Raw genomic sequence first — 22,126 nt, 5'->3', positions numbered from 1 at the left:
TTGGCGATCGCTTTTATCTAATTAGTTGAGGCATTCGGGTAGATCAAAACAATAGTATCAATTACAGGAACACAGCAATGGCAATTCAATTTGACGAAGAAAGACTTAAACATCTGGTAACTGACGCGATTTTTAATGAATTAACCACACCAGAATCAAGAGAGCAATTGCTTAAAGATGCGATCGCATCTTTGTTGAAACCCACTAGGCAGAAAACATCTTATGGAGGTAGTGAACCTTATGACCCTATTGAAAACGCAATCGCCATAGCGGTATCACAGACGACTCAGCAAATTTTGATTGAGGAAATCAAAAATCACCCTGAAATAAAAAACGCAGTTCATACTATTGTCACCAAAGTAATTGATTCAATGCTTGATGATGACGAGGCAGTTAGGCGTATAACAGAAAGTTTTACAGAATTGATTGTTAAAACAATTGCACGTCCTTATAGATAAAGTTTGACAGTACCATCTGTGCCCCAAATGCTAAAACCCACAACAGCGATTCGCGTTAAATTTATCAGTGTAAGTACTGATAAATTTCATGGGCAGACTGTTGACTGATGAAAAACTACGAAATCTCACTGAGATATATCATTTTTTGGATGGGAGCGAAATTCCTTTTTTGATAAAAGCGCTTCACAGTCTCAGGGATCTTCAAAAGGATCTAAAAGCAGTTCCCGAATTAAAAGCCCAATACTTGCTGATGCAAGCAGAGAAACTTGATGATGCGATCGCTTTTCAAATTCTTCAGTCGATTTAGGGCAGATTTAGGGTAAGTAAAATTCTAATTCTTAAAACCCCTTACTATTGGGCTATTGCAGTAATTTGTATTTCGCTCAAGGGGCGATGACATAAATGGCAGGAGTATAAGTATATACTTTAATATGATTTTAATTAAAGTATATTTTGGCTGTAATCGTGCCACTTATTAGGCTAATAGATATTAATGTTTAACTCCTATATAACTCAGATTTTATTTTTGAAATACATGTAGGGTCCGTTATACCAAAGGCTAAGGCACCACTTCGGATTTAAGATGCGTTACATTAGCGATGCCAGTTGGAGAGAATTAATTCGTCAATTGACTATCATTCCTCTCAATGATTTGGTAACAAAAGCTTTTTCCTGTAATGCCACAAAAGAAGGGAAGTTACTGCCTCCCTTCTACTCTTTTAATACTTACGCAACAACTCTCTGAAAATCTTATTTCTCCGTGTACTCTACGCCCTCTGTGGTTCGTTTTTCATGATTTTGCGTAAGTCCTGTCTTTATCGAGCTAACGTATTAAGTGTTAATCTCTTAACTGAGAGTGATTGATTATCGATAGTCATACTCATGTCTAGAGCGCCACTCCCGTTTTTCATGTTCTCTACGTAGCCATTCACGGCGCTCACGTTCTTCCCGTTCTCTACGTAGCAATACTAGCCTCCTTTGTTCCCGTTCGCGCCACTCATGTTGGTGATTGTTTCCCAAAATTACTTCTACTTGAGCAGATGCACGGTCTGCTAAAACACTCGAAGTTAGCAAAACGCCTAACAAACAAGATGAAAGAATTCTTTTCATGTTCATAAAGAGATACCTTTGATTGAACCAGAAATCTATAGCTTTAGACTTTTTACTTTCACAAAAGGTTCAATTTGGGGAGACGCTTCCAAATAATCCTAGTCGTATTCTTAATTACTCGTTGTATGGTGTTGTTCTGGATTGTACTTTTATATATATTCAGAATATATTCAGAAATTATCCGTTTTAGCTCTTTGAGAGAATTCATTTTGAGCAATTTTTGCCTATACCCAAACTTCTAACCTATTTGACCCGCATTTCTCACAAGCTTGAAGGGAAGGATGGGCAGAGGGGAAAGAAGTTGGTATTTGAACTCTCCCCTGCTCCCCTGCTCCCCTGCTCCTCCGCTCCTCCGCTCCCCTGCTCAAGCATAGGCTTAATCGAGATGTGGTGAGAAATCCGAATTTGAACCTTTTTTCCATTCATCCGGTCTAATAAATACAAGCAACGAAACGGATAGAGGAGAATGCCTCAGGTGTTAGTTGTGCCAGCCAAGGTTTCAAAAGCAAATCAATTGATTGGTGAATCAGAAAGCGAATCTGACAGTTATCTAGTAGACCAGTGCCTGCGGGGTGATACCCAAAGCTACGGTCAGCTTTACCGTCGCCATCAGCAAAGAGTGAGGTCAATCCTCTACAAACTTTGTACTCCTACCAGCCTGGATGATGTGGTGCAGGAAGTGTTTTTGCAAGCCTGGAAAGGATTGCCCAAATTCCGCCAAACAGCAAAATTTTCCACCTGGCTGTACCGAATTGCTTGGAATGTGGCTAGCGACCAGCGACAGGCAGATGTTAAAAGGCGGACTCAATTACAAATTCTGAGTGAAAAAACTCCTACCCAACAGGAAGCCCCAGAGTTAATGAATCTGCATTATCAAGACCTTGTGCAACGGGGACTAGCAAACCTAAGTTTTGACCATCGCACGATATTGGTTTTGCATGATTTGGAAGAAGTACCTCAAAAAGAGGTAGCACAAATCCTAAATATTCCCTTGGGAACGGTCAAATCACGTCTATTCCATGCTCGTGCTGCGATGCGTCAATTTCTCCAAAACCAAGGAGTACAGCTATGACTCAGCCACCCGATGATGATTCTGACCTAATTAATTTTCTGTGCCAACATCGCCGAGAAGTTCCGCCAGCTTCACCTGATTTAGAACAACAAATTTTACAACAAGTGAAAGCTTGCCCTTTGCCACCCTTACGCCACTATTCAAGGTTGAGGTTAGTTTTGCCTGCTCTCGCTGCTGGATTAGTAGCTGCTATAGTTGGCTACCGTGCCTTTATACCAGTTCAACCGAGTCCAGCTGAACTTGCTACATTGCAAAATTTTATTGAAAGCAATTGGCAAGATACAGTCAGTAACGAACATCTGGAAAGTGATGTATGGCATTTTACAGACTTAGATACTGAATAGAATGGCACGCTTGTAAAGGAAAAATTGTTGAGGCTGTTGGGTGCAGGGGAGCAGGGGAGCAGGGGAGCAGGGGAGCAGGGGAGCAGAGGAGCAGGGGAGCAGGGGAGAAAGAAGAAGTTGGGAGCAACGCGAAAAAGTGAGATCATCGTCCAATGAGCAGGGGGAGCAGGGGGAGTAGGGGGAGTAGGGGAGGCAGGGGGAGTCAAGAGAAATATTTAGTAATTTTTGCTGCCAAGATAGTCCAAAATACACTTAATTTCTTGATTCCCCCCCTGCCTCCTCTGCATCCCCTGCCTCCCCTGCTTACCCACCTCACTGTTAGAGCATTGCTCCCGAAGAAGTTTTAGGTATTGCGTTCGGATATTTAGATAATTCCCCTCTGCACCCTTGCCCTTCAGCTTAACTTAGTGCCATTCGATACTGAATAGGAGATCGCTTTGATGTTAATTCGTCGTGTTTCTATTTTGGCGGTGGCAATGATTGCCCTTGGTAGCACCATTGCTCTGGCCAAGCCAACTTTGCTTTCACGCCAAGTCATTGCCCAAACTCCCACAAATCTATCTCGCCCAAATCGTGCTAAATCAGGGGGATGGCTTAAAGATTTGAATTTGACATCCCAGCAACTACAACAGATTAAGGAAATTCGTCGTCAATCTAAACAGCAGATAGCCCAAAAATCACAAGAGATACGTCAAGGGCAACAGGAATTACATGACTTAATAGCAGGGACGACAGCTACTAAAGAGCAAGTGCGGGATAAATATAACCAAATTAAGCTTGTGAAGCAGCAGCTTGCTGATATTCAGTTTGAAAATACCCTTGCTATTCGGGAAATTTTGAACCCAGAGCAACGGCAGAAATTTGCCGATCGCATGTATAAGAAAAATCCTCCAGCACAGCACAATTAACTCTATGCTTGTAAAGCCTAAATATTGGGTGTTGTTGCTGTTGATCTTGCTGGGGTCAATTCCTCCCAGTAATGCAGCCTCCACAACTGTTGACCCAAAAGTATTACATATAATTAATCGCCTCAGCTTTGGCCCTCGTCCGGGAGATGTACAAAGAGTGGAATCTATAGGTGTAGAGCGATATATTCAGGAGCAACTCTCACCCGAATCGATTCCCGAACCAGAAAGTCTCACAAGCCAACTAAAGCAGCTAGATACGCTCCAATTGAATCCGGTGGAACTTTTAGAACATGGTACAACTAATCCCCCAGGACAAAAACCCACCCAGTTAGAAAGAAAAGCTGCCAACCAATGGGCTAAACAGGTGCTAGTTCAGGCAGTCCAGGCGCGATTATTAAAGGCAACTAGCAGTCAGCGACAACTCCAGGAAGTGATGGTGGACTTTTGGTATAACCATTTTAATGTGGATGCTGCTAAAGGACGCGATCGCCTCTGGGTAGGAGCTTATGAACAACAAGCGATTCGACCTTACGCTTTGGGTCGCTTTCGTGACCTGTTAGGGGCAACAGCTCATCATCCAGCCATGCAGTTTTATCTAGACAACTTCCAAAATCGAGCTGACACCCGCCCCGATGCCCAAGGTAATATTCGAGGTTTAAATGAGAACTATGCCCGCGAACTGATGGAGCTACACACTCTCGGCGTAGATGGAGGTTATACCCAGCAAGATGTGATTGCTCTGGCGCGGATTTTAAGTGGTTGGGGTTTCAGTCGTCCCAGTCAGCAGACAGATAATCCTTTCGGATTTTACTTCAATCCAAAGCGTCATGATTTTAGTGACAAAGTTTTCCTAGGACACACAATTAAAAGCGGTGGTGAAGCCCAAGGGGAGGAAGCTTTAGATATTTTGGCTCGAAGTCCGGCGACTGCACGTCACATTAGCTATCAGATAGCTCAATATTTTGTCAGCGATGTTCCTCCAACTGCCCTAGTAAACAATCTCACACAACGTTATCTTGCCACTGATGGCAATATTCGTGAGCTTCTTAACACCCTATTCCACAGCCGGGAATTCTGGGATGCAAAAAACTTTAATGCCAAGTTTAAAACCCCCTATCAATTCGCTATCTCGGCGGTGCGAGCCACAGGTGTCGAAGTGCAGAATACAAAACCAATCTCCAATCTGCTGCAACAGTTAGGAATGCCCCTATATGGTTGCCAAACTCCAGACGGTTACAAAAACACAGCAGATGTGTGGTTAAATCCTGATGCCATGAATCGCCGCCTGAGTTTTGCTTCAGCGATCGCTAATGGAAATTTACCCTTATCAAGTGTCCCCATAAATCTGCAACAGTGGGAGAAAATCGGCACTGAGCAAAGACCTTTACAAAAGTCTCCCAATATTCCTGTAGATGCTTGGCAACTAACTAATACATTGGGCAATTCTTTGTCAATGAAAACACAGAAGGCGATCGCTTCTAGTTCCCCTCAAATTCATAGTGCTTTAATTTTGGGAAGCCCAGAATTTATGCGTCGTTAGGGACTCTTTCTTTGCGATCGCAGTCGCTCGGGAGACCCCTTTGGCGTAGCCTCTCACTTTGGGAGAAGACCGCGCTGCCTCCCCTTTGCGGTTTGTTCCTCATATACTTTGGCGCATCTTCATACAAAATTGGTATCAATAATTTAATTATGAAAAGACGTGACTTCCTAATCCAAAGTGGAATTTTTTCAGCTGCTGCAATTTCAGCCGTAAGCAGCAATGCTTGGATAGCTAGATCCGCTACCCAAAACAGTGACCAGAAGCGCTTGATTGTAATTTTCCTCCGGGGGGCAGTAGACGGTTTAAATATCGTGGTTCCTTACTCAGAGACAGCTTACTATCAAGCTCGACCGCAAATTGCTATCCCCCAACCAGAGAAGGAAGGGGGAGTAATAGATTTAGATGGACGCTTTGGCTTGCATCCAGCATTAGGTTCTTTGATGCCTTTCTGGCAGCAAAACAGTTTGGCATTTGTTCATGCCTGTGGTTCTCCCGATCCAACTCGCTCTCACTTTGATGCTCAACAATACATGGAAAACGCTACCCCTGGTGACAAACATACTCAGGATGGTTGGATGAATCGTTTACTAGGGGTAATTTCTCAAAAAACACCCATCCAAGCGGTAAGTGTCGGAGAAACAACACCCTGGATTTTTTCTGGACGGATGCCTGTAGCTAACATCGCATCCGGGAGAAATGCTAACAGACCTCTGCCAATAGATCGTCCTCAATTAGCAGCAGCATTTGACCAACTTTATAACGGTAATGATGCCTTAAGTCAGACCTATCGCCAAGGACGGATGGCGCGTCAGGCCATCATGAATGACCTGGATAATGAAATGAAAATGGCAAATAATGGTGCGCCTTCACCTGATGGCTTTGCTACCGATGCCCAACGATTAGCACAATTAATGCTCAAAGACCCCAGAATTGAGTTAGGGTTTATGGCTTTGGGGGGTTGGGATACTCATGTCAATCAAGGTAGCACTCAAGGACAGTTAGCTCGGAACTTAAAAAAATTGGGTTCAGGTTTGACAGCTTTAGTCAAAGGTTTGGGAAGCGTTTACCAGAATACGACAATTGTCGTAATGTCTGAGTTTGGTCGCACAGTTAAGCAAAATGATAATGGTGGTACTGACCACGGTCATGGGAATGTCATGTGGGTTTTGGGCGGTAAAATTCGCGGTGGTAAAGTTTATGGTGAATGGCCTGGTCTATCTACAGCCCAACTTTATCAAGGTAGAGACTTGGCTATTACCACTGATTTTCGGGATGTTATCTCTGCTGTATTGTCAGATCATCTACATGTCAATGAAGCAAAATTAAATCAAGTATTGCCAAATTACGCCTCTAATCAGAAAGTAGGATTAATTTCCACTTAGTACCAATTGCCGAAATTGTCTAGAAATTTTGCTTCAAACTAAAAATATAGTAAACAAAAATCTTGAAATCAAGGCGATCGCACATGACTTTAATTGATGGTATATTTCTAACACTGCTAAATACTGTTGTTTGTCTCGCGCTGCCTAAATTGCTAGTCATTATCTCTGCAAAAAGTCAAAATACTGCACAATTCAAATCTGCTGCAACCTCACAATCCAACTCTGAAATCCCTAGCTTTTCGTAATCTAAGGTGATTGTATCTAGATATCGCCTTGATGAGGAAAAAATTTATTTAGTTATTGGTGCAAGGCCATGTCTTAAGGGAAGTTATACACATTTAGTTTTAGTACAAGAATGAATGTGTATGTTTTCCAAAAATAAATATAAATATTTACGCTCTTCTAATTACTTATGTTGTTTTAATCAAAAACGAGAGTTTGATTATTTATTTATTCTGGTTGTAGCTATTTTCGGTCTTACGATAATAAAAAATGCGATCAAAGTAAAAACTAACATTTGCCAAGTTACCAAATTCCAGCCACCAAGATTCCAGCATAATAAACCAATGCTAGTACCTACAGAACCGCCGATAAAATAGATAGTCATGTAAACTGTGTTGATGCGACTATTTGATTGAGCATCAAGAGTGTATATTCTTGCGACATTGGTGACTTGGATTGCCTGTACCCCTACATCTACTAACAATACAGCGATCGCGATCGCGATCGCTGAAGTAGAAGCAATTTTAGCAATTACTAAACTTGCAATCACTAGCGATACAGCAATACTCAAGGAACGTTGCGAGTTACCTCGATCGGCTAGTTTACCAAAAACTGGTGCCATCAATGCACCTGCGATTGCCACAAACCCATACATCCCAATTGTGTCAGATTCAAAATTAAAAGGCGCTCCGCTTAAATGGAAAGTCAGCGTTGTCCAAAATGAGCAAAAGACACCAAACAATAACCCACTAATTAAAGATGCTTCTCTTAATAATGGAAAACGTTTTAATTGATGAAGTGTTGAGCTTAATAATTCCAAATAATAACCATTGAATTCATTCTTGGCATTAGGTAAATATATTTTTAGTAAAACAATAACAATTAAAATCATTATTGCCGAAAATCCATATACATAACGCCAACTTAACCATTCAGCAATATATCCGCTAAAAACCCTTGCTCCTAAAACTCCAATTAATATACCAGTAAAAATGTTGCCTACGGTTTGGCCTGTAGTTACTCTATCTATACTTGCTGCTAAAGGAAGAATAATCTGAGCTGAGACTGTAGCAATCCCAATTGCTACACTTAATATCCAAACTTCGATGATGTTCTGTGAAAACGTCATGAATATCAACAAACAAAACAAACATGTTAATAAAGAGAGAATCAATTTTTTCTTATTGATTTTATCGCCCAAGGGAATTAGAAAGAAAATTCCAAGACCGTAACCAACTTGCGTCAGCACAGAGATGATACCCGCTTCGCCTTCACTGACTCGAAAAGATAATGCAATATCTTTGAGGATTGGCTGATTATAATAAACGTTAGCAACACACACACCAGATGCGATCGCCATAATCAATACCTGGACTTTAGTTAATCCGTTATTTGAAATTTGTTGTTCCATTAAATCTAAAATTTATACAGGGAAAAACTGGCCTACAGTACAGCTAAAACCAGGTAATAGCGGAGAAATTATATTATCATTACTAAATAAGGTTGCTACCAAGTTAAGTTGACTTTGTTCGCGTCGATAGACCTCTAGTTTACGCGATCGCCAATCAGCAATCCAATATTCTTTGACTCCTCTGGAAGAATAAAGTTTAAGTTTAGCTTCCTTATCTCGTCTTTCGTCTGACTTATTTGCAGACAATACTTCGACTATTAAATCTGGTGCGCCAGTTAAATGTCCCTCTTCATTCAACATTACCGCCAAGGTTTCTTTAGTAGCCCAAACTACATCAGGAATCACATTATCTGATTCCGAAAACAAAACGCCGGGGTTGATTACAGCTTCTCCTAAACCAGTAGACTCTGACCAAATGTTAAGCTGTTGGAAAATTCTGCCACAAGTTTGCTGATGTTTAAAGTGAGGTGCCCTGGTCATAAATAATTCTCCATCAACTATCTCGTAGCGTGTCCCTTCATTTTCTGCTAACAGTTCCACATCGTGAATTGTCCAGCGTACTCCTGTATTAAGCATCTGACTCATTGCCTAACTCCTTTAATCTGGCTCTTTTATTTTAATCATAAAATTTAAGTTTAGCTTCCTTATCTACTTTTTCAAAAAACAAATATATGAGCAAATAGTAAGACTTAAACAAAATGCACCAAATAAAATGCAAAACCAGCCAACTAGTATGAGAGGATTAGAGTTATCTTGAGTGAGTGTCAGAAATTGCTGTTGAGAATCGTTTAAAAAGGCGTTAATTTTATCAGCAAGTTTTTGTGCAGATAGTTGCCAGTAGGAGGAGTTAAAAATGCGATAATTTTTCCCGTCCTTAATAACAGGGCTGACATAATATAGTTTGCCTCCATCATCATTAATTGCCTTAACTTCTACGCCCATCCATAAATCTAATTCAGAATAGATTTTTATAGAAGACTCCCACCAATCTCGATTAGTCAACTGACAATTTATGTGCTTTGGTGTTCGCTCACAGGAGAAAGTTGTAATCTTCTCTGGTGCAGATATTAGCATGACTCCAAATGCAATAAGCAGAACACAACAAAGTAAATATATCAAGTTATGGCAATGCATTAATTTTGGCATACTTAAGATATTTTATTTCTCTGTTATGTTAATTTTTTATTTTCATTTATAACAAAACAATTATTGTGCTTTTTATTACTTATTTTAAGTAAATTTTATTTACGATTTTCACGCCGCCACTTACACCGTACTAAACGAATTTCATCAAAAGTATAGCTTTCACCTAGTTGTTCTTTAATGGGAGTAAGCGAAATATCACCGAGTACTTCTAAAACTTGCCAAATTTTTTGTTGATGTTCTAGAGGTATTAATTGATTTAAATCAACTGGCTGATTTTTCTCAATTAATTTTTCTAAATGATTGCTAACTGTTGCCGGACTAAGGTTCCGCTTTTTGGCAATTTGAGCAATATTTAAACCTTGTTGATGTAATTGTAATGTCTGTAATTCGGTGTAAGAAGATGAGTTGGGAGAAGATACAGAAGCGGGAGTAACAGATTTATTTTGCAAACCTTTTTCTTGGCGGTAAGCGCGAATTTCTGTAATAAATTTTTCGCCATATTGAGCGAGTTTGTGACTACCTACACCAGAAAGTTTGGCAAATTCAGCTAAGTTTTGGGGTTGCACCTGTACCATTAATTTTAAAGTGGAATCGTGAAAAATGACATAAGGTGGTACAGATTGTTCATCGGCTAATTGTTTGCGTAGCGATCGCAACTTCTGTAATAATATCTCTGCAACTTCTGCTTTTTCACTCCCCTGTTCCCAGCTAATCTTTTGAACTGTGGTTACAGCTAGCGAAACTGTACGTTGTTTTCGCATTACTTCCCAACTTGAGGCATTTAGTTTTAAAACTGAGTAACCATCGCTAGTTTGTTCTATTAATCCTTGATGTAAAAGCGATCGCCCCAACATTCGCCATTCATCTAGAGTTCTATCTTTACCAATACCATAGGTAGAAAGTTTATCGTGTTCGTACTGAAGAATTTTGTCTTTTTTTGCCCCCCGCAACACATCAATTATGTGCAGCATTCCAAACCTTTCTTTGCAACGCGCCACACAAGATAAAAACTTCATGGCTTCAATTGTCCAATCTTGCATAGGTTTGGGATGACGACAATTGTCACAGTTACCGCAATTTCCAGGAAACCTTTCGCCAAAATAACCCAGTTGAATCGTTCGCCGACAATCAGTCCCTTCAGCGTAATCGATCATTTGTCGCAGTTGTTGTTTAGCAATCAACTGTTCTTGAGGATCAGTTTTTTGATCGATACTCCATTCAATTGTTTTAACATCACCAAAGCTGAAAAAGATTGTACACCGAGATGGTTCTCCGTCTCTACCGGCTCGACCCGATTCTTGATAATAACCCTCTATATTTCTGGGCATATCAAAGTGAACTACCAGCCGCACATCGGGTTTATTAATTCCCATCCCAAAAGCAACTGTTGCCACCATCACGCGGACATCATCTCGAATAAATCGCGTTTGATTACTACTACGTTCTTCATCAGTTAATCCAGCGTGATAAGGCAGAACACCAACCTTATCATTTTGCAATTTAAAAGTGAGTTCATCGACTTTTTTCCGAGTTAAAGAATAAATAATTGTCGAACCTTCAGTTTCTCTAATTAGTTCTAATAATTCCGCGTAAGCATATTTCGTTTTAGGACGAACTTCATAATAAAGATTTTCACGATTGAAACTGGCAAGATGAATGCTTGGTTGCTTCAGTCCTAATTGTTGAATAATATCACTACGGACGCGATCGGTTGCTGTGGCGGTGAGGGCGACGGTAGGAACATCAGGATAGCGTTTTCTAAGAGATTTTAACTGGCGATATTCTGGACGAAAATCGTGCCCCCATTCCGAAACGCAGTGCGCTTCATCAATAGCAAAGCTAGAAATACCGATTTTTTCTTTAACTAAATCGATAAATGGGAGAAACCTTTCACTGAGGAGACGTTCTGGGGCAACGTATAGTAATTTTACTTTACCATTGAGGATGGCTTCTTCCCGCGATCGCACTTGGTAAGCATTCAAGCTGCTATTGAGAAATGTGGCGTTAATATTATTATTTCGCAGTGCTTCTACTTGGTCTTGCATCAAAGCAATTAACGGCGACACTACCACAGTTAGCCCATTTTTTAACAACGCTGGTAGCTGAAAACACAAAGATTTTCCCCCACCAGTCGGCATCACAACCATTAAATCTCGATTTTGCAGCGCATCTTCGATAATTTGCCGTTGTCCGGGGCGGAATTGGTCGTAACCGAAGTGATATTTTAGCGCTTGTTCGAGATGGGGATACTGAAGCATAGCGATCGCTTTTTCGGGGGCTGTCTGCGTGAGTAGTTATTAAAGATATCAGCATTTTAACTCACATTTTCGGCAGCTTTGGTTAGGACTACATTTCTGTTGCCGATCGTTTAACTTTCAAGACAATTGCTACAAAATCGGCGATCGCACTGCTTTCAGCAACATAACCTAAAAGCCTTTATTATAAAATTATGCTGAGGTAAAAGTAGGAAGATCGTAAACAAATTGAAAATATATGGACAACAATAATAAACAAATTTAAAATTACACAGTTCTTCTGGAAAAAGAATCAGATGGAGGTTATCACGCTTTTTGTCCAATCCTAAAAAGTTGTCATTCTCAAGGAGATTCTTTTGAAGAGGCCATCGAGAATATTAGAGAAGCTATGGAATTATATATTGAAAGTTTAAGGGCTGATAATCTGTCAATTCCTAGAGATGATTTAATTGTTAAGCCATTAAGTATCTTGGCATGAGTAATTTTCCCAGTGTCACTCAAGCAGAGTCCCTAGCTAAGTTTTTTAATGACCATTATTCTGGACTTTCTATAACGGCTTTTGACTTTATCTAATCTAAAATCCAAAATTTGCCTCAGCATCCATTTAACCGAGAATTTGCTGTTATTACTTTCCCATGATGCCCGATCTGGTTACATTTTAACTGAGATTCTAAAGCATCAATCTTTCGTAAAAGCGACACTCCCCACACTATAGAAATCACCAACTTGATTGTCATACCTACGAGTAAAAGTGTCACAATTGTGGCAGCTTTCTTTTGTTGAGCAAGCCTTTTTTGTTGTTCTGCAAGTCGTGCTTCAACTTCTTTGGCACGTTCGGCTTCTAATGCTTGCTGCATTTCTCGCCGATCTAATTCTTCACTAGCAGCTAAAAATCGATAATCTAAGTTGCTCAAGCTTTTACCATGTGCCCAAGTTTGGGCATCAATCAAGGCTTGTCCCCGCAATAGGCGAGATTCATCATTTTGGTTTGAGGCTATCCACGAATTGAAGCTTTCATAGTAGGGGCGCAAGTAAGCTAATTTTTTTCCAACCCATTCTAAATTGAAAACTTCTTGATAAATTCGGTTTTTGATTTGCAGAAAACCTTGCTTTTTAATCGCCAAACCAGACAGCAATAGTTCTACCTGTTCTCGACTATCGTCGGTTGGTACTTCCACTCCTTGGAGGACTTGCTGATAAATTCCTAGCAATCTAGCGGCAATTTGTTCATTTCGGAGGATGCGATCGCGAATTGTCCGCAAATGCTCTGGTTCATCTTGTGATTCCCATTTTTCGATGATATGCGATCGCACCACATTTTCTATCCAAAATTCTTCTGTGCCAGGGGGAATTTTTAGCGTTCTACCCACATCATCTTGAGATAAACTGACGAGTAACCGACACAGCTTTTGAGTAAGAAATGGTTGCCCTTTTGTCCAAGCTAATACTTCTTTCAAAACTTTCTGGGGATGATTGTCTTTAATATCCAGTCCTAAAGATAGTGGTTGAGCTTCTTCAAATGTAAAACCATTTACTCGGATGGCTTTACCAAAATTAAATGGTGTAATATGATTTTGATATAAAATTAAGTCTGAAGGTGTAGCAACACCAAAAATTGCAAATGTAATCCGATAATATTCTGGATCGATTGCTCGTTGGTTATAACAAAACCGAATTAAGCTAAAAAAGTCATCTACAGAAAAATCGAGACCGAGAATACTATCAATTTCATCAAGAAAAATGAATAGTCTTTCGTTAGGAAACTGAGCTAACAAAACTTCCGAAATAAACCGACTGAGTTTATGAACCAAAGAAATATCATTTTGTTCTTGCCACCAGGCTTTTAAATTGACTTTTCCTAAGAGTTTAAAACCCAACCATAAATCGCCTACAACTCCCTTATACCACTGTTCTGGAGTTATATTTTCGCAACCAATATTAGTCATATCAACAGTGGCACATCTAAAACCTTCTTGTTGCAAGCGATGCTTGGTTTTTACCATAAGTGAAGATTTACCCATTTGCCTACAGCTAAGGATGTAGCAAAATTCACCTTGTCTCAAGGCTTCGTAAAGTTCCACATCCGCTCTGCGCTCAACATAGCTAGGAGCGTCACTAGTTAAAGTGCCACCAACTTGATATCGATAATTGTCCATTTAATTTAAAATTTAAAATTTTCAATTCTTTCTCGTTCTTAATAAATGAATTGGAATCGAGACAATTGATATAATTCATATTAAGAACAAGAATTACTTATTTTCTGGATTTTTCTTTCAACAGTTTACCAGAACTATCTAGTATCCTGAATGCTTTCCAAGCTGTTGACTAAAATAAAGGCGATATAACTCACACATAGCGTAAGCTTGATTGCCATTGAGTTTAACCAAACCCATACTTTCTAGTTTGTAAGCAGCGATCGCGTCTAGCTCTACTTTTTCATCTGTTGCAATTACTTGTTGCATAGCTGACATTAATTCTGGTTCTTTTTGCAGTAAGCTCAATAGTTCTCGTAAATGCTGACTGTAAATTCCCATTGGTGTAGATGCGGTTTCTAGTAATACCTCTAATGTCATTTCCTCCTGACATAGATGATATAGCGCAAGGCTCACCAAATACGGATGTCCTCCTAGCATTGTTTGTAAGGGTGCAAGGCGTTTTGCCCCTTGGGAATCTGCTGCACAATTTAGTCCGTAACGCAATGCTAAATTCTGTACTTGATTGAGAGTTAAGGGTGGCAAGGTAATTGTTATCCCGACATTGAAAGGCGATTGGTTAAGCTTGAGTGGAATATAAATTTCTGTGGTGTGAACTACCACCATCCGTAGTTTTTGCCAGATTTGCTCCTGCTTTGCTTGTTCGTGCCAAAATCGCAGCATTGGCAGAAAGTCTTGGGCAATATTGCTATGTTCAAAAACTCGATGGACTTCATTTAAAGCCAAAACTAGAGGACTATTATCAATGTATTGCAGCAGATATGCTTCAAAATAGATTTTGCAGCTTACCTTGCTGCCCATTTCTGTATCCCAAAAATCATCTAGACAGGGAAGCAGATTTAACTGTCTGCTGACATTGACACAAAACCAACGCAAAAATTTATCAAGAGAAGCAAAAACGTCTTGGTCGGCTTCTTGAAAGTCCAAATAGACAATTTGATAACCTTGGTCTTTAGCATAAGCAATCATCCGGTTGAGCAGCGAACTTTTTCCGGTCTTTCTAGGTGCTTTGATTCGGATTAAACAACCAGGGTGTAAAAGCTCATTACAAACAAGTTCTTCTAGGGGAGGGCGATTGATATAAAGAGGAGAACTCAGTGGTACGGGGCCGCTAGGAAATTCAATCTTGCTAGCTGAAAAAAAGTCTGGAGAAACTATTTCTAAGCTAGATTTTTCGCCCAAATTTTGTTGGTTCTGATTTTCCCGATCGCCTATTTTGTCTTGCAGATATTTATTCAACGCTAAATGCAGATTTTTTTTCGTTACTCTTTTTCCAAGTGCTATGGAAAGGTCTTGCCACAACTCAGAGCCAACTTCCTTGATGTAATTGTCACGGTAGCCTGATTCCTGTGCCATTTCACCATAAGTTTTGCCCAACCATGATTGATAAAGCACAAACCATTGAATGGAAGCAAGAGGCTTGTCTTGTAGAATTCCTTCTACTGCTTGCAGAATATCTTCCACGGATATTAAAGGTTAAACAGTTACAGTTAGTAGATGCATTTATCTACTTTGAGCTAGTAATAATATACAACCGAATAAATATTTAAAAAAATAAAAATGAATATATACCGTTATATTTATTTACATTACAAGTAAGTGGACGAGAAAATTTCTAAGTATGTAACAAAATGTAAATTTAGCACAAACTTGATAAATTAGTTATTTCACCGTTTTTATAAAACTAAACATATATTGGTTTTATTGTGCCTACCTACTTAATTAATTTGCAAGCGAATAAAATACTTAGTAAAAAAATCAGCCGCGAGAACCCGCATTTCTCACAAGCTTGAGAGAGGCAGAGGGGAAAGAACTTGGTATTTTAACTCTCCCCTGCTCCCCTGCTCCCCTGCTCCCCTGCCCCTCTGCCCCTCTGCCCATCTAGCTTGTGAGAAATGCGGGTTAAAGATATTACTTCTTCAGTGCCAGAGTTAAGCCATCTGCGATCGCTACTAAACTAAGACTAACTCGCTGGTCTTGATGCAGCTTTTGATTAAAGGCACGAATTCTTTTAGTTCTATTATCCTGCGCTTGAGGGTCGGCAACCTTGCCTGACCAAAGGACATTATCGATCGCAATCAGTCCCCCCGGACGCACTAATTGCAGCGATCGCTCATAATAGCCATCATAGTTGCTTTTATCTGCATCAATGAAAGCAAAATCAAAGCTTTCCGCCTCTCCTGTTGCGAGTAATCGATCCAAAGTCTCCAAGGCTGGGGCAATATGCAATTGAATTTTATCCGCCACTCCAGCTTGCTGCCAATAACGTCGAGCGATCGTTGTAAATTCTTCACTCACATCACAGGCTACCACCTTCCCGTCGCTCGGTAACGCCAATGCCACCACCAGGGAGCTATAACCTGTAAATACCCCAACTTCCAGAGTTTTTTTCGCTCCAAGCAACTGCACCAGTAACGCCAGAAACTGCCCTTGTTCAGGAGCTATCTGCATTCTCCCTACTGGATGCTGGGCTGTTTCTTGCCTCAGTTGAGTTAAAATTTCCGGTTCTCGGAGAGAGACTGATAGTAGATAATTATATAGATTTTGTTCAAGTCCTAATGTTTGAGTTGTCATCAGATTGGGGATTGGGGATTGGGCATGGGGACGAGTTTTTGATATTCGCCAACGATTTTTGAGAAGTCAAAATTATGTTTAAATGCAATTCGGTATTATCAGCAAAGCGATCGCTGAGGATATTTAAATCATGCCAAATCTTAGTCGGATTTCTATAGAGACGTAGCATTGCTACATCTGTACATTTATTTTTCACCAAAAGTCTATTATGCAATCAACCAGCACACACACATTCTATATGTAGAGATATTGCATACCAAGCATTTGCTTGAGTTACTGGCCTAAACCCTTCTAGAATAAAGACTATTGTAGGGAAATTGTATTAATAAACATTACTTTTATTCTGGGAGGTATGATGAGCCGTCCAATAATTCTTGGTATTGTCGGTGACAGTGCTGCTGGAAAAACAACACTAACGCGGGGAATTGCTCAGGCACTCGGCCCAGAAAATGTCACAATCATCTGTACAGATGATTATCACCGTTACGATCGCCAACAACGTGCAGAAATTGGCATCACTGCCCTTCACCCCGAGTGCAACCACCTAGATATTATGCAGCAACATCTGTCGCTGCTACGCACAGGACAACCAATTCTCAAGCCAGTTTATAGCCATAAAACAGGCACATTCGAGGCACCGGACTATATCAAGCCCAGTAAATTCGTGATTATCGAAGGATTACTTGGTTATTCTACTCGTGCCGCCCGTGATTCTTACGATGTTAAAGTCTACCTTGCACCTCCTGAAGAGTTACGTGCTAAGTGGAAAGTCAAGCGAGATACGCAAAAGCGGGGCTACACTCCTCAACAAGTGCTAGAGGAACTAGAAAAACGCGAACCAGACTCAGCCCAGTTTATCCGTCCGCAACGGCAATGGTCTGATATAGTCATTAGTTTTTATCCACCTACTGATGAAGATGATGAAACCAATGGACACCTGAATGTGCGCCTGGTACTGCGTCCGACAATTCCGCATCCAGATTTCACCCCAATTACCAACTCTAGCTATGGTAATTCTGACTCAGCCATCCGCCTGGGGCTAGACAGGGATATGAGTAAGCCTGTGGATGTCTTAGAAGTTGATGGTCATGCCACCTTAGAACAGGTGAATAAGCTAGAGCATATTATTTGTTCTGATATGCCCCATTTACGAAATATTTGCGATCGCGAAAGTAATCCAGAATTGGGTAAAATTGCTGGTACAACTGGGGAGACATTGCAAAGTTACCCTCTTGCTCTCACCCAGCTAATTATTACCTACCACATGCTCAAAGCAACGCAAATTTATCAATAAATCAGCGAAGACAAAGGGCTTTAAATTGCTGGTGTAGACGCAAGCGCACTTTGCTTACTCAAATTTCAGATATTGCTTATGGTTGTACCTTGACAGGGGCTTGCAGCAATTCAATATCCCTAATCTGAAGAATGCCACTACTCTCAAACTGCACACTGATTTGGATTGTGACAGCATCCACTTCTTTTTTAAAATAGGCACGCACTTTGTAAGGCTGAAAATCTTCCATTAGTGTAACTCCTGTAGACCATGAGGTTGTCGTCATAGCGCCCCATTGTCCTGGTCTACGTAAACCTAAACTGACTTTAATTGGTTTTTCTGTGTCTAGCGCTTTCGCGTTAAATTGACAACTAAGAACACACTCTTGGATATCGGGTTCTGCAAGTTCAAATAAAATGACATTTCGCAAAGGATCTGTACTAGTCAACAACGACTGAGTATTATCGTCATAAGCTTCAATTTGCCAACTTTCTCCGACAATTGCAATGCCTCCCTTTGTCACTATGGAATCGGCAGGTGTGAATCGACGAATCAGCACAAATGGCTCTGCGGGTTCGGGAACGCCGAAGCGCTTTTGCAGATCGTTGCCAACTTCTTGAATTTTAGAGTCAATAAAACCTTTTAGATGGTTGAATAAATCGTCAAACATAGCGTAGTTTACTGCCGTAGGCATTGCCCTAAATCATATTATTTTTAGTATTCCCTTTGAAAGAGCAACCTTTTGTCATACTTGGACGTTGCTGTTTATCCGCTCAAACATCGTTTATTACGTCTGATTTATCTCTTGCGGCATAAAGCGATCGCTCCCGGTTTCGGTACTCTGGGCCAAAAGTCGCTGGAATGTAGGCAATCCGAGAGCGATCGCAGATTGGCAGCCAGTGGCTAAGGAGAAGAGGAAATAGTAGAGCGATCGCTTGTATGGGTTTTCGACTCTAAATTCCTTAAACATTTCGGTTTTAATCTCGAACTGCTTTGCTTGCTTATCGATTAACTTATGGGTGAACTTGGCAACAATCGGATTTATCTTGATAATGAAAGTGTGTGTTTTAAGCATTAAAGACCATCACAAAAATTGCAGATTCTAAAAAGGTTAATACAGCATGGTTTCTAATATTCGACAAGGAATGCCTGTACTTACCCGTCATGAGGGAGATTGGGTAGGAACTTATACATCAATTGATACAGCAGGAAAAATCCTCGACAGTTATGAGTCTCACTTAACTTGTCAATTTCCAGAAAATGGCCCTCATCCCTACTACCAAATTAATCGCTATAAGTGGTCTGATACGAAACGAGAAGAATATGAATTTCCTGGAAGCTATAAAGATAATAAACTCTGGTTTGACACCGATCGCATTCAAGGTAAAGCTTGGGAAGCCGATGATTCAATTGTGATTTTGTGGTTTACTTATAAAGCAAATCCAGAAATGAGTATATACGAAATGATCTACATTAGTCCTGACAATAACAATCGTGCCCGCACTTGGCATTGGTTTAAGAACAATAAAATCTTTCAACGCACCTTAATTCAAGAAGAACGGCTAAAATAGTAATTTCTGTTTTCAAACATAATCATTCATTATTCTCCAGTCCGCGTAGGCGGACTTTGTTTGTGTAGCCACGATTTCTAGTAGTTAGGCTTTCATCTCAAATAGCAACTTAGTAAGGTACACGTATGGCAAAAGGTGACAAAATAAACTTTTCTACTCCTAGTGGTTTTCCAGAATTCCTGCCTAATGAAAAACGTCTAGAATTATATTTACTAGATATCATCTGTAGAGTTTTTGAAAGCTACGGATTTACGCCTATCGAAACACCAGCTGTAGAGCGTTTAGAAGTGCTGCAAGCTAAAGGAAATCAAGGCGATAATATCATTTATGCCATTGATCCGATCCTTCCACCAAATCGACAAACCGAGAGAGATAAATCCGGCGAAACTGCTTCAGAAGCAAGAGCTTTAAAGTTTGATCAAACAGTTCCTTTGGCGGCTTATATTGCTCGTCACCTAAATGAGTTAACCTTTCCCTTTGCTCGCTACCAAACTGATATGGTTTTTCGAGGAGAACGGGCAAAAGATGGGCGTTTCCGTCAATTCCGCCAGTGCGATATTGATGTAGTTGCTCGTAAGGAACTCAGCTTACTTTATGATGCTCAGATGCCTGCAATTATCGCTGAAATATTTGAAGCAATTAACATCGGTGATTTTCTGATTCGCATCAATAATCGCAAAGTTCTTACAGGTTTTTTTAAATCAGTTGGAATTACGGAAGATAAAATTAAATCGTGTATTAGTATTGTTGATAATCTAGAAAAAATTGGTGAAAGTAAAGTAAAAATAGAATTAGAGAAAGAGGGAGTTTCAGGAGAACAGACGCAAAAAATTATTGATTTTATTAAGATAGATGGTTCCGTTGATGAAGTATTAGATAAGCTTAAGCATATCGCTCAAAGTCTACCAGAAACCGAGCAATTAAGCCGCGGAATTAGCGAATTAGAAACGATAATTACAGGCGTGCGTAATCTTGGGGTTGCCGAAAATCGTTTTTGTATTGATTTATCCATTGCTCGTGGACTTGATTACTATACTGGTACAGTTTACGAAACAACCTTATTAGGACATGAAGCTTTAGGTAGTATTTGTTCTGGCGGTAGATATGAAGAATTAGTCGGGGTATTTTTGGGTGAAAAAATGCCTGGCGTAGGTATATCTATTGGCTTAACTCGCTTAATTAGTCGGTTGTTAAAAGCGGGTATTCTTAGTACCTTAGCTGCTACACCAGCCCAGGTGATGGTAGTAAATATACAAGAAGATTTAATCCCAACTTATTTAAAAGTTTCGCAAAATCTCCGTCAAGCTGGAATTAACGTTATCACTAACTTTGATAAGCGTCCCTTAGGTAAGCAATTTCAGCTAGCCGATAAGCAAGGAATTCAATTTTGTGTAATTATTGGTTCTGAAGAAGCAGCAGCGCAAAAATCTTCGCTCAAAGATTTGAAAACAGGTGAGCAAGTAGAAGTGTTACTTGTAGATTTAGCTGAAGAAGTTAAAAGAAGGCTTGGCTAATATACTTCTTACAACTTGTATAAGTTTTTAACTGATTTGCTTGAGAAGTAACGTCCTAAGTGCGATCGCAATAAACTTCACCAAAGCTACGATCGGTATGGATCTCAATCACTAAATCAACTACTGTTGCATCTTTTAGCAACGGCTTGATGAATAATTCCGGGTGAAGCGATCGCCAAAAATAATTGACAAATTGCTCTATCTCTGAATTGCTCATCCCCGACTTCCCCGCAGCAATCATCTGCTGTTCCGCCTGTTTGCGCCACTTCAAAGAACAGCGATAATCGGTTGGATAGAGCAAAATTAAGCTGTCTAATCGCTCCCACAGTGGTAAATAATCATGAAGGCGATGATTCATATCACGGGCAAATGCTCTATCTTCATCTGTGATAATTGGCGGCGGTGCAGTATCAAATAAATCTGCGTTAATTGGTCGTACACCCACAAACCAACCTTCAAATAGTACAATATCTACACCTGTTATCATTTCTGGATTAGTGCGATCGCCAGCGCCTCTGTACGCAGATTTATCAAAGCGGGGAACCATAACAGAATTTTGCGACTCGCGGATTTTATCTAGTACATCTAAGCCTAAATCTACATCGTGGGTTCCTGGTGGCCCGCGCCAAATTAATCGGGGATCTTGCTGTGTTAAAACCAAGCGATCGCTGTAAGTTTTATATAAGTCATCCAAAGACAAACTCAGAGTCTGGTATCCCAACTGATTCAAAATCAAGCTGAGAACCTTAGACATTGTGGTTTTACCAGTGCCTTGTCCTCCTAATATTCCCTGAATCAGAGGGCGTTCCAACTGTTGGCGCTGCGATGCTAGTTTGATCCCCAAAGGCAGCCACAAGTCCCACAATACTTGTAACATTTCCTTGGGTTCGATTTGGAGAGTAGTTTGGCAGAATTGACTGAAAGTTGGGAGGACAGATTTTAGTAACTGCGATCGCTTTTTTATTACTTCATCAACATTTTCTGGCGCAATCCCAAAAGCTTTAGCCCTTGACTTATCTGCCAGCGCTGCAACTCTAGCTTGTTGCTGCCAAGTTTCCCCCAGTTCATCCGTTACCAAAATTTCACCCAACCACCAACTCATAAATTTTCCCCCCTGCTCCCCTGCTCCCCTG

At 40.3% G+C, this 22,126-nt stretch carries 22 protein-coding genes; 11 read left to right on the top strand and 11 right to left on the bottom strand.

Annotated features, from left to right (window positions below):
* The first annotated feature begins 77 nt into the window (after window positions 1–77).
* Window positions 78–458 (top strand): hypothetical protein, encoded by a 381-nt coding sequence (locus V7K42_RS01705; RefSeq protein WP_334912943.1) that lies wholly within the window; start codon window positions 78–80, stop codon window positions 456–458.
* 88 nt (window positions 459–546) lie between these two features.
* Window positions 547–765, top strand: coding sequence for a hypothetical protein (locus tag V7K42_RS01700; protein WP_334912941.1), 219 nt, complete (start codon window positions 547–549; stop codon window positions 763–765).
* A gap of 557 nt (window positions 766–1,322) precedes the next feature.
* On the opposite strand, the gene V7K42_RS01695 is transcribed toward V7K42_RS01700, so the two are convergent.
* Window positions 1,323–1,574 (bottom strand): hypothetical protein, encoded by a 252-nt coding sequence (locus V7K42_RS01695; protein WP_334912939.1) that lies wholly within the window; start codon window positions 1,572–1,574, stop codon window positions 1,323–1,325.
* A 460-nt stretch (window positions 1,575–2,034) separates the two neighbouring features.
* Here V7K42_RS01695 and V7K42_RS01690 point away from each other — a divergent pair, with 460 nt between their 5' ends.
* The 5 genes from V7K42_RS01690 (at window position 2,035) to V7K42_RS01670 (ending at window position 6,814) form a co-directional block, all read left to right on the top strand.
* Window positions 2,035–2,640, top strand: coding sequence for a sigma-70 family RNA polymerase sigma factor (locus tag V7K42_RS01690; RefSeq protein ID WP_334912937.1), 606 nt, complete (start codon window positions 2,035–2,037; stop codon window positions 2,638–2,640).
* Window positions 2,637–2,984: a hypothetical protein gene (locus tag V7K42_RS01685; RefSeq protein WP_334912935.1), complete on the top strand. Its 348-nt coding sequence runs from the start codon at window positions 2,637–2,639 to the stop codon at window positions 2,982–2,984. The genes V7K42_RS01690 and V7K42_RS01685 overlap by 4 nt, the downstream gene beginning before the upstream one ends.
* 440 nt (window positions 2,985–3,424) lie before the next feature.
* The gene (locus V7K42_RS01680; protein WP_094344454.1) at window positions 3,425–3,892 is read left to right on the top strand and encodes a Spy/CpxP family protein refolding chaperone; all 468 of its coding nucleotides are present in this window, start codon (window positions 3,425–3,427) and stop codon (window positions 3,890–3,892) included.
* A 4-nt stretch (window positions 3,893–3,896) separates the two neighbouring features.
* On the top strand, window positions 3,897–5,432 hold the full coding sequence (locus V7K42_RS01675) for a DUF1800 domain-containing protein (protein ID WP_334912934.1): 1,536 nt from the start codon (window positions 3,897–3,899) through the stop codon (window positions 5,430–5,432).
* 149 nt (window positions 5,433–5,581) lie between these two features.
* Window positions 5,582–6,814: a DUF1501 domain-containing protein gene (locus V7K42_RS01670; RefSeq protein WP_334912932.1), complete on the top strand. Its 1,233-nt coding sequence runs from the start codon at window positions 5,582–5,584 to the stop codon at window positions 6,812–6,814.
* A 442-nt stretch (window positions 6,815–7,256) separates the two neighbouring features.
* Here the strand turns inward: V7K42_RS01670 and V7K42_RS01665 are convergent, their stop codons facing one another.
* The 4 genes from V7K42_RS01665 to recQ all read right to left on the bottom strand — a co-directional run bounded on the left by V7K42_RS01665 (window position 7,257) and on the right by recQ (window position 11,851).
* Window positions 7,257–8,447, bottom strand: a complete 1,191-nt coding sequence (locus tag V7K42_RS01665; protein ID WP_334912930.1) for an MFS transporter — start codon at window positions 8,445–8,447, stop codon at window positions 7,257–7,259.
* A 12-nt stretch (window positions 8,448–8,459) separates the two neighbouring features.
* Entirely contained in the window at window positions 8,460–9,032 is a 573-nt protein-coding gene (locus tag V7K42_RS01660) for a Uma2 family endonuclease (protein WP_334912928.1), read from the bottom strand.
* A 63-nt stretch (window positions 9,033–9,095) separates the two neighbouring features.
* Entirely contained in the window at window positions 9,096–9,593 is a 498-nt protein-coding gene (locus tag V7K42_RS01655; protein ID WP_334912926.1) for a hypothetical protein, read from the bottom strand.
* A 95-nt stretch (window positions 9,594–9,688) separates the two neighbouring features.
* Complete coding sequence (recQ, locus tag V7K42_RS01650; RefSeq protein WP_334912924.1) at window positions 9,689–11,851, bottom strand: DNA helicase RecQ; 2,163 nt, start codon at window positions 11,849–11,851, stop codon at window positions 9,689–9,691.
* 277 nt (window positions 11,852–12,128) lie between these two features.
* On the opposite strand from recQ, the gene V7K42_RS01645 reads away from it, so the two are divergent.
* Window positions 12,129–12,326, top strand: a complete 198-nt coding sequence (locus V7K42_RS01645) for a type II toxin-antitoxin system HicB family antitoxin (RefSeq protein WP_334913031.1) — start codon at window positions 12,129–12,131, stop codon at window positions 12,324–12,326.
* A 115-nt stretch (window positions 12,327–12,441) separates the two neighbouring features.
* On the opposite strand, the gene V7K42_RS01640 is transcribed toward V7K42_RS01645, so the two are convergent.
* The 3 genes from V7K42_RS01640 to V7K42_RS01630 all read right to left on the bottom strand — a co-directional run bounded on the left by V7K42_RS01640 (window position 12,442) and on the right by V7K42_RS01630 (window position 16,635).
* On the bottom strand, window positions 12,442–14,004 hold the full coding sequence (locus V7K42_RS01640; RefSeq protein WP_334912922.1) for an AAA-like domain-containing protein: 1,563 nt from the start codon (window positions 14,002–14,004) through the stop codon (window positions 12,442–12,444).
* A gap of 138 nt (window positions 14,005–14,142) precedes the next feature.
* Window positions 14,143–15,531, bottom strand: a complete 1,389-nt coding sequence (locus V7K42_RS01635) for an AAA-like domain-containing protein (protein ID WP_442938505.1) — start codon at window positions 15,529–15,531, stop codon at window positions 14,143–14,145.
* Between the two features lie 441 nt (window positions 15,532–15,972).
* The gene (locus V7K42_RS01630; protein ID WP_334912918.1) at window positions 15,973–16,635 is read right to left on the bottom strand and encodes a class I SAM-dependent methyltransferase; all 663 of its coding nucleotides are present in this window, start codon (window positions 16,633–16,635) and stop codon (window positions 15,973–15,975) included.
* Between the two features lie 355 nt (window positions 16,636–16,990).
* On the opposite strand from V7K42_RS01630, the gene V7K42_RS01625 reads away from it, so the two are divergent.
* Complete coding sequence (locus V7K42_RS01625; RefSeq protein WP_334913029.1) at window positions 16,991–17,929, top strand: phosphoribulokinase; 939 nt, start codon at window positions 16,991–16,993, stop codon at window positions 17,927–17,929.
* Window positions 17,930–18,005: 76 nt separating this feature from the next.
* Here the strand turns inward: V7K42_RS01625 and V7K42_RS01620 are convergent, their stop codons facing one another.
* On the bottom strand, window positions 18,006–18,602 hold the full coding sequence (locus V7K42_RS01620) for a hypothetical protein (RefSeq protein WP_334912916.1): 597 nt from the start codon (window positions 18,600–18,602) through the stop codon (window positions 18,006–18,008).
* Between the two features lie 93 nt (window positions 18,603–18,695).
* Window positions 18,696–18,983, bottom strand: coding sequence for a hypothetical protein (locus V7K42_RS01615; protein WP_334912914.1), 288 nt, complete (start codon window positions 18,981–18,983; stop codon window positions 18,696–18,698).
* A gap of 46 nt (window positions 18,984–19,029) precedes the next feature.
* Here V7K42_RS01615 and V7K42_RS01610 point away from each other — a divergent pair, with 46 nt between their 5' ends.
* Both V7K42_RS01610 and hisS read left to right on the top strand, forming a co-directional pair.
* Window positions 19,030–19,479, top strand: coding sequence for a DUF3598 family protein (locus V7K42_RS01610; RefSeq protein WP_334912912.1), 450 nt, complete (start codon window positions 19,030–19,032; stop codon window positions 19,477–19,479).
* 125 nt (window positions 19,480–19,604) lie between these two features.
* Complete coding sequence (gene hisS, locus V7K42_RS01605) at window positions 19,605–20,993, top strand: histidine--tRNA ligase (RefSeq protein ID WP_334912910.1); 1,389 nt, start codon at window positions 19,605–19,607, stop codon at window positions 20,991–20,993.
* A gap of 55 nt (window positions 20,994–21,048) precedes the next feature.
* Here hisS and V7K42_RS01600 read toward each other — a convergent pair whose 3' ends face one another.
* A complete protein-coding gene (locus V7K42_RS01600; protein WP_334912908.1) occupies window positions 21,049–22,095 on the bottom strand; it encodes a glycerate kinase in 1,047 nt (348 codons plus the stop codon).
* Window positions 22,096–22,126: the final 31 nt, after the last annotated feature.

It is taken from the genome of Nostoc sp. (assembly GCF_036917455.1).
Classification (GTDB): domain Bacteria; phylum Cyanobacteriota; class Cyanobacteriia; order Cyanobacteriales; family Nostocaceae; genus Nostoc.
This window is presented reverse-complemented; position numbering and strand designations above follow the sequence as displayed.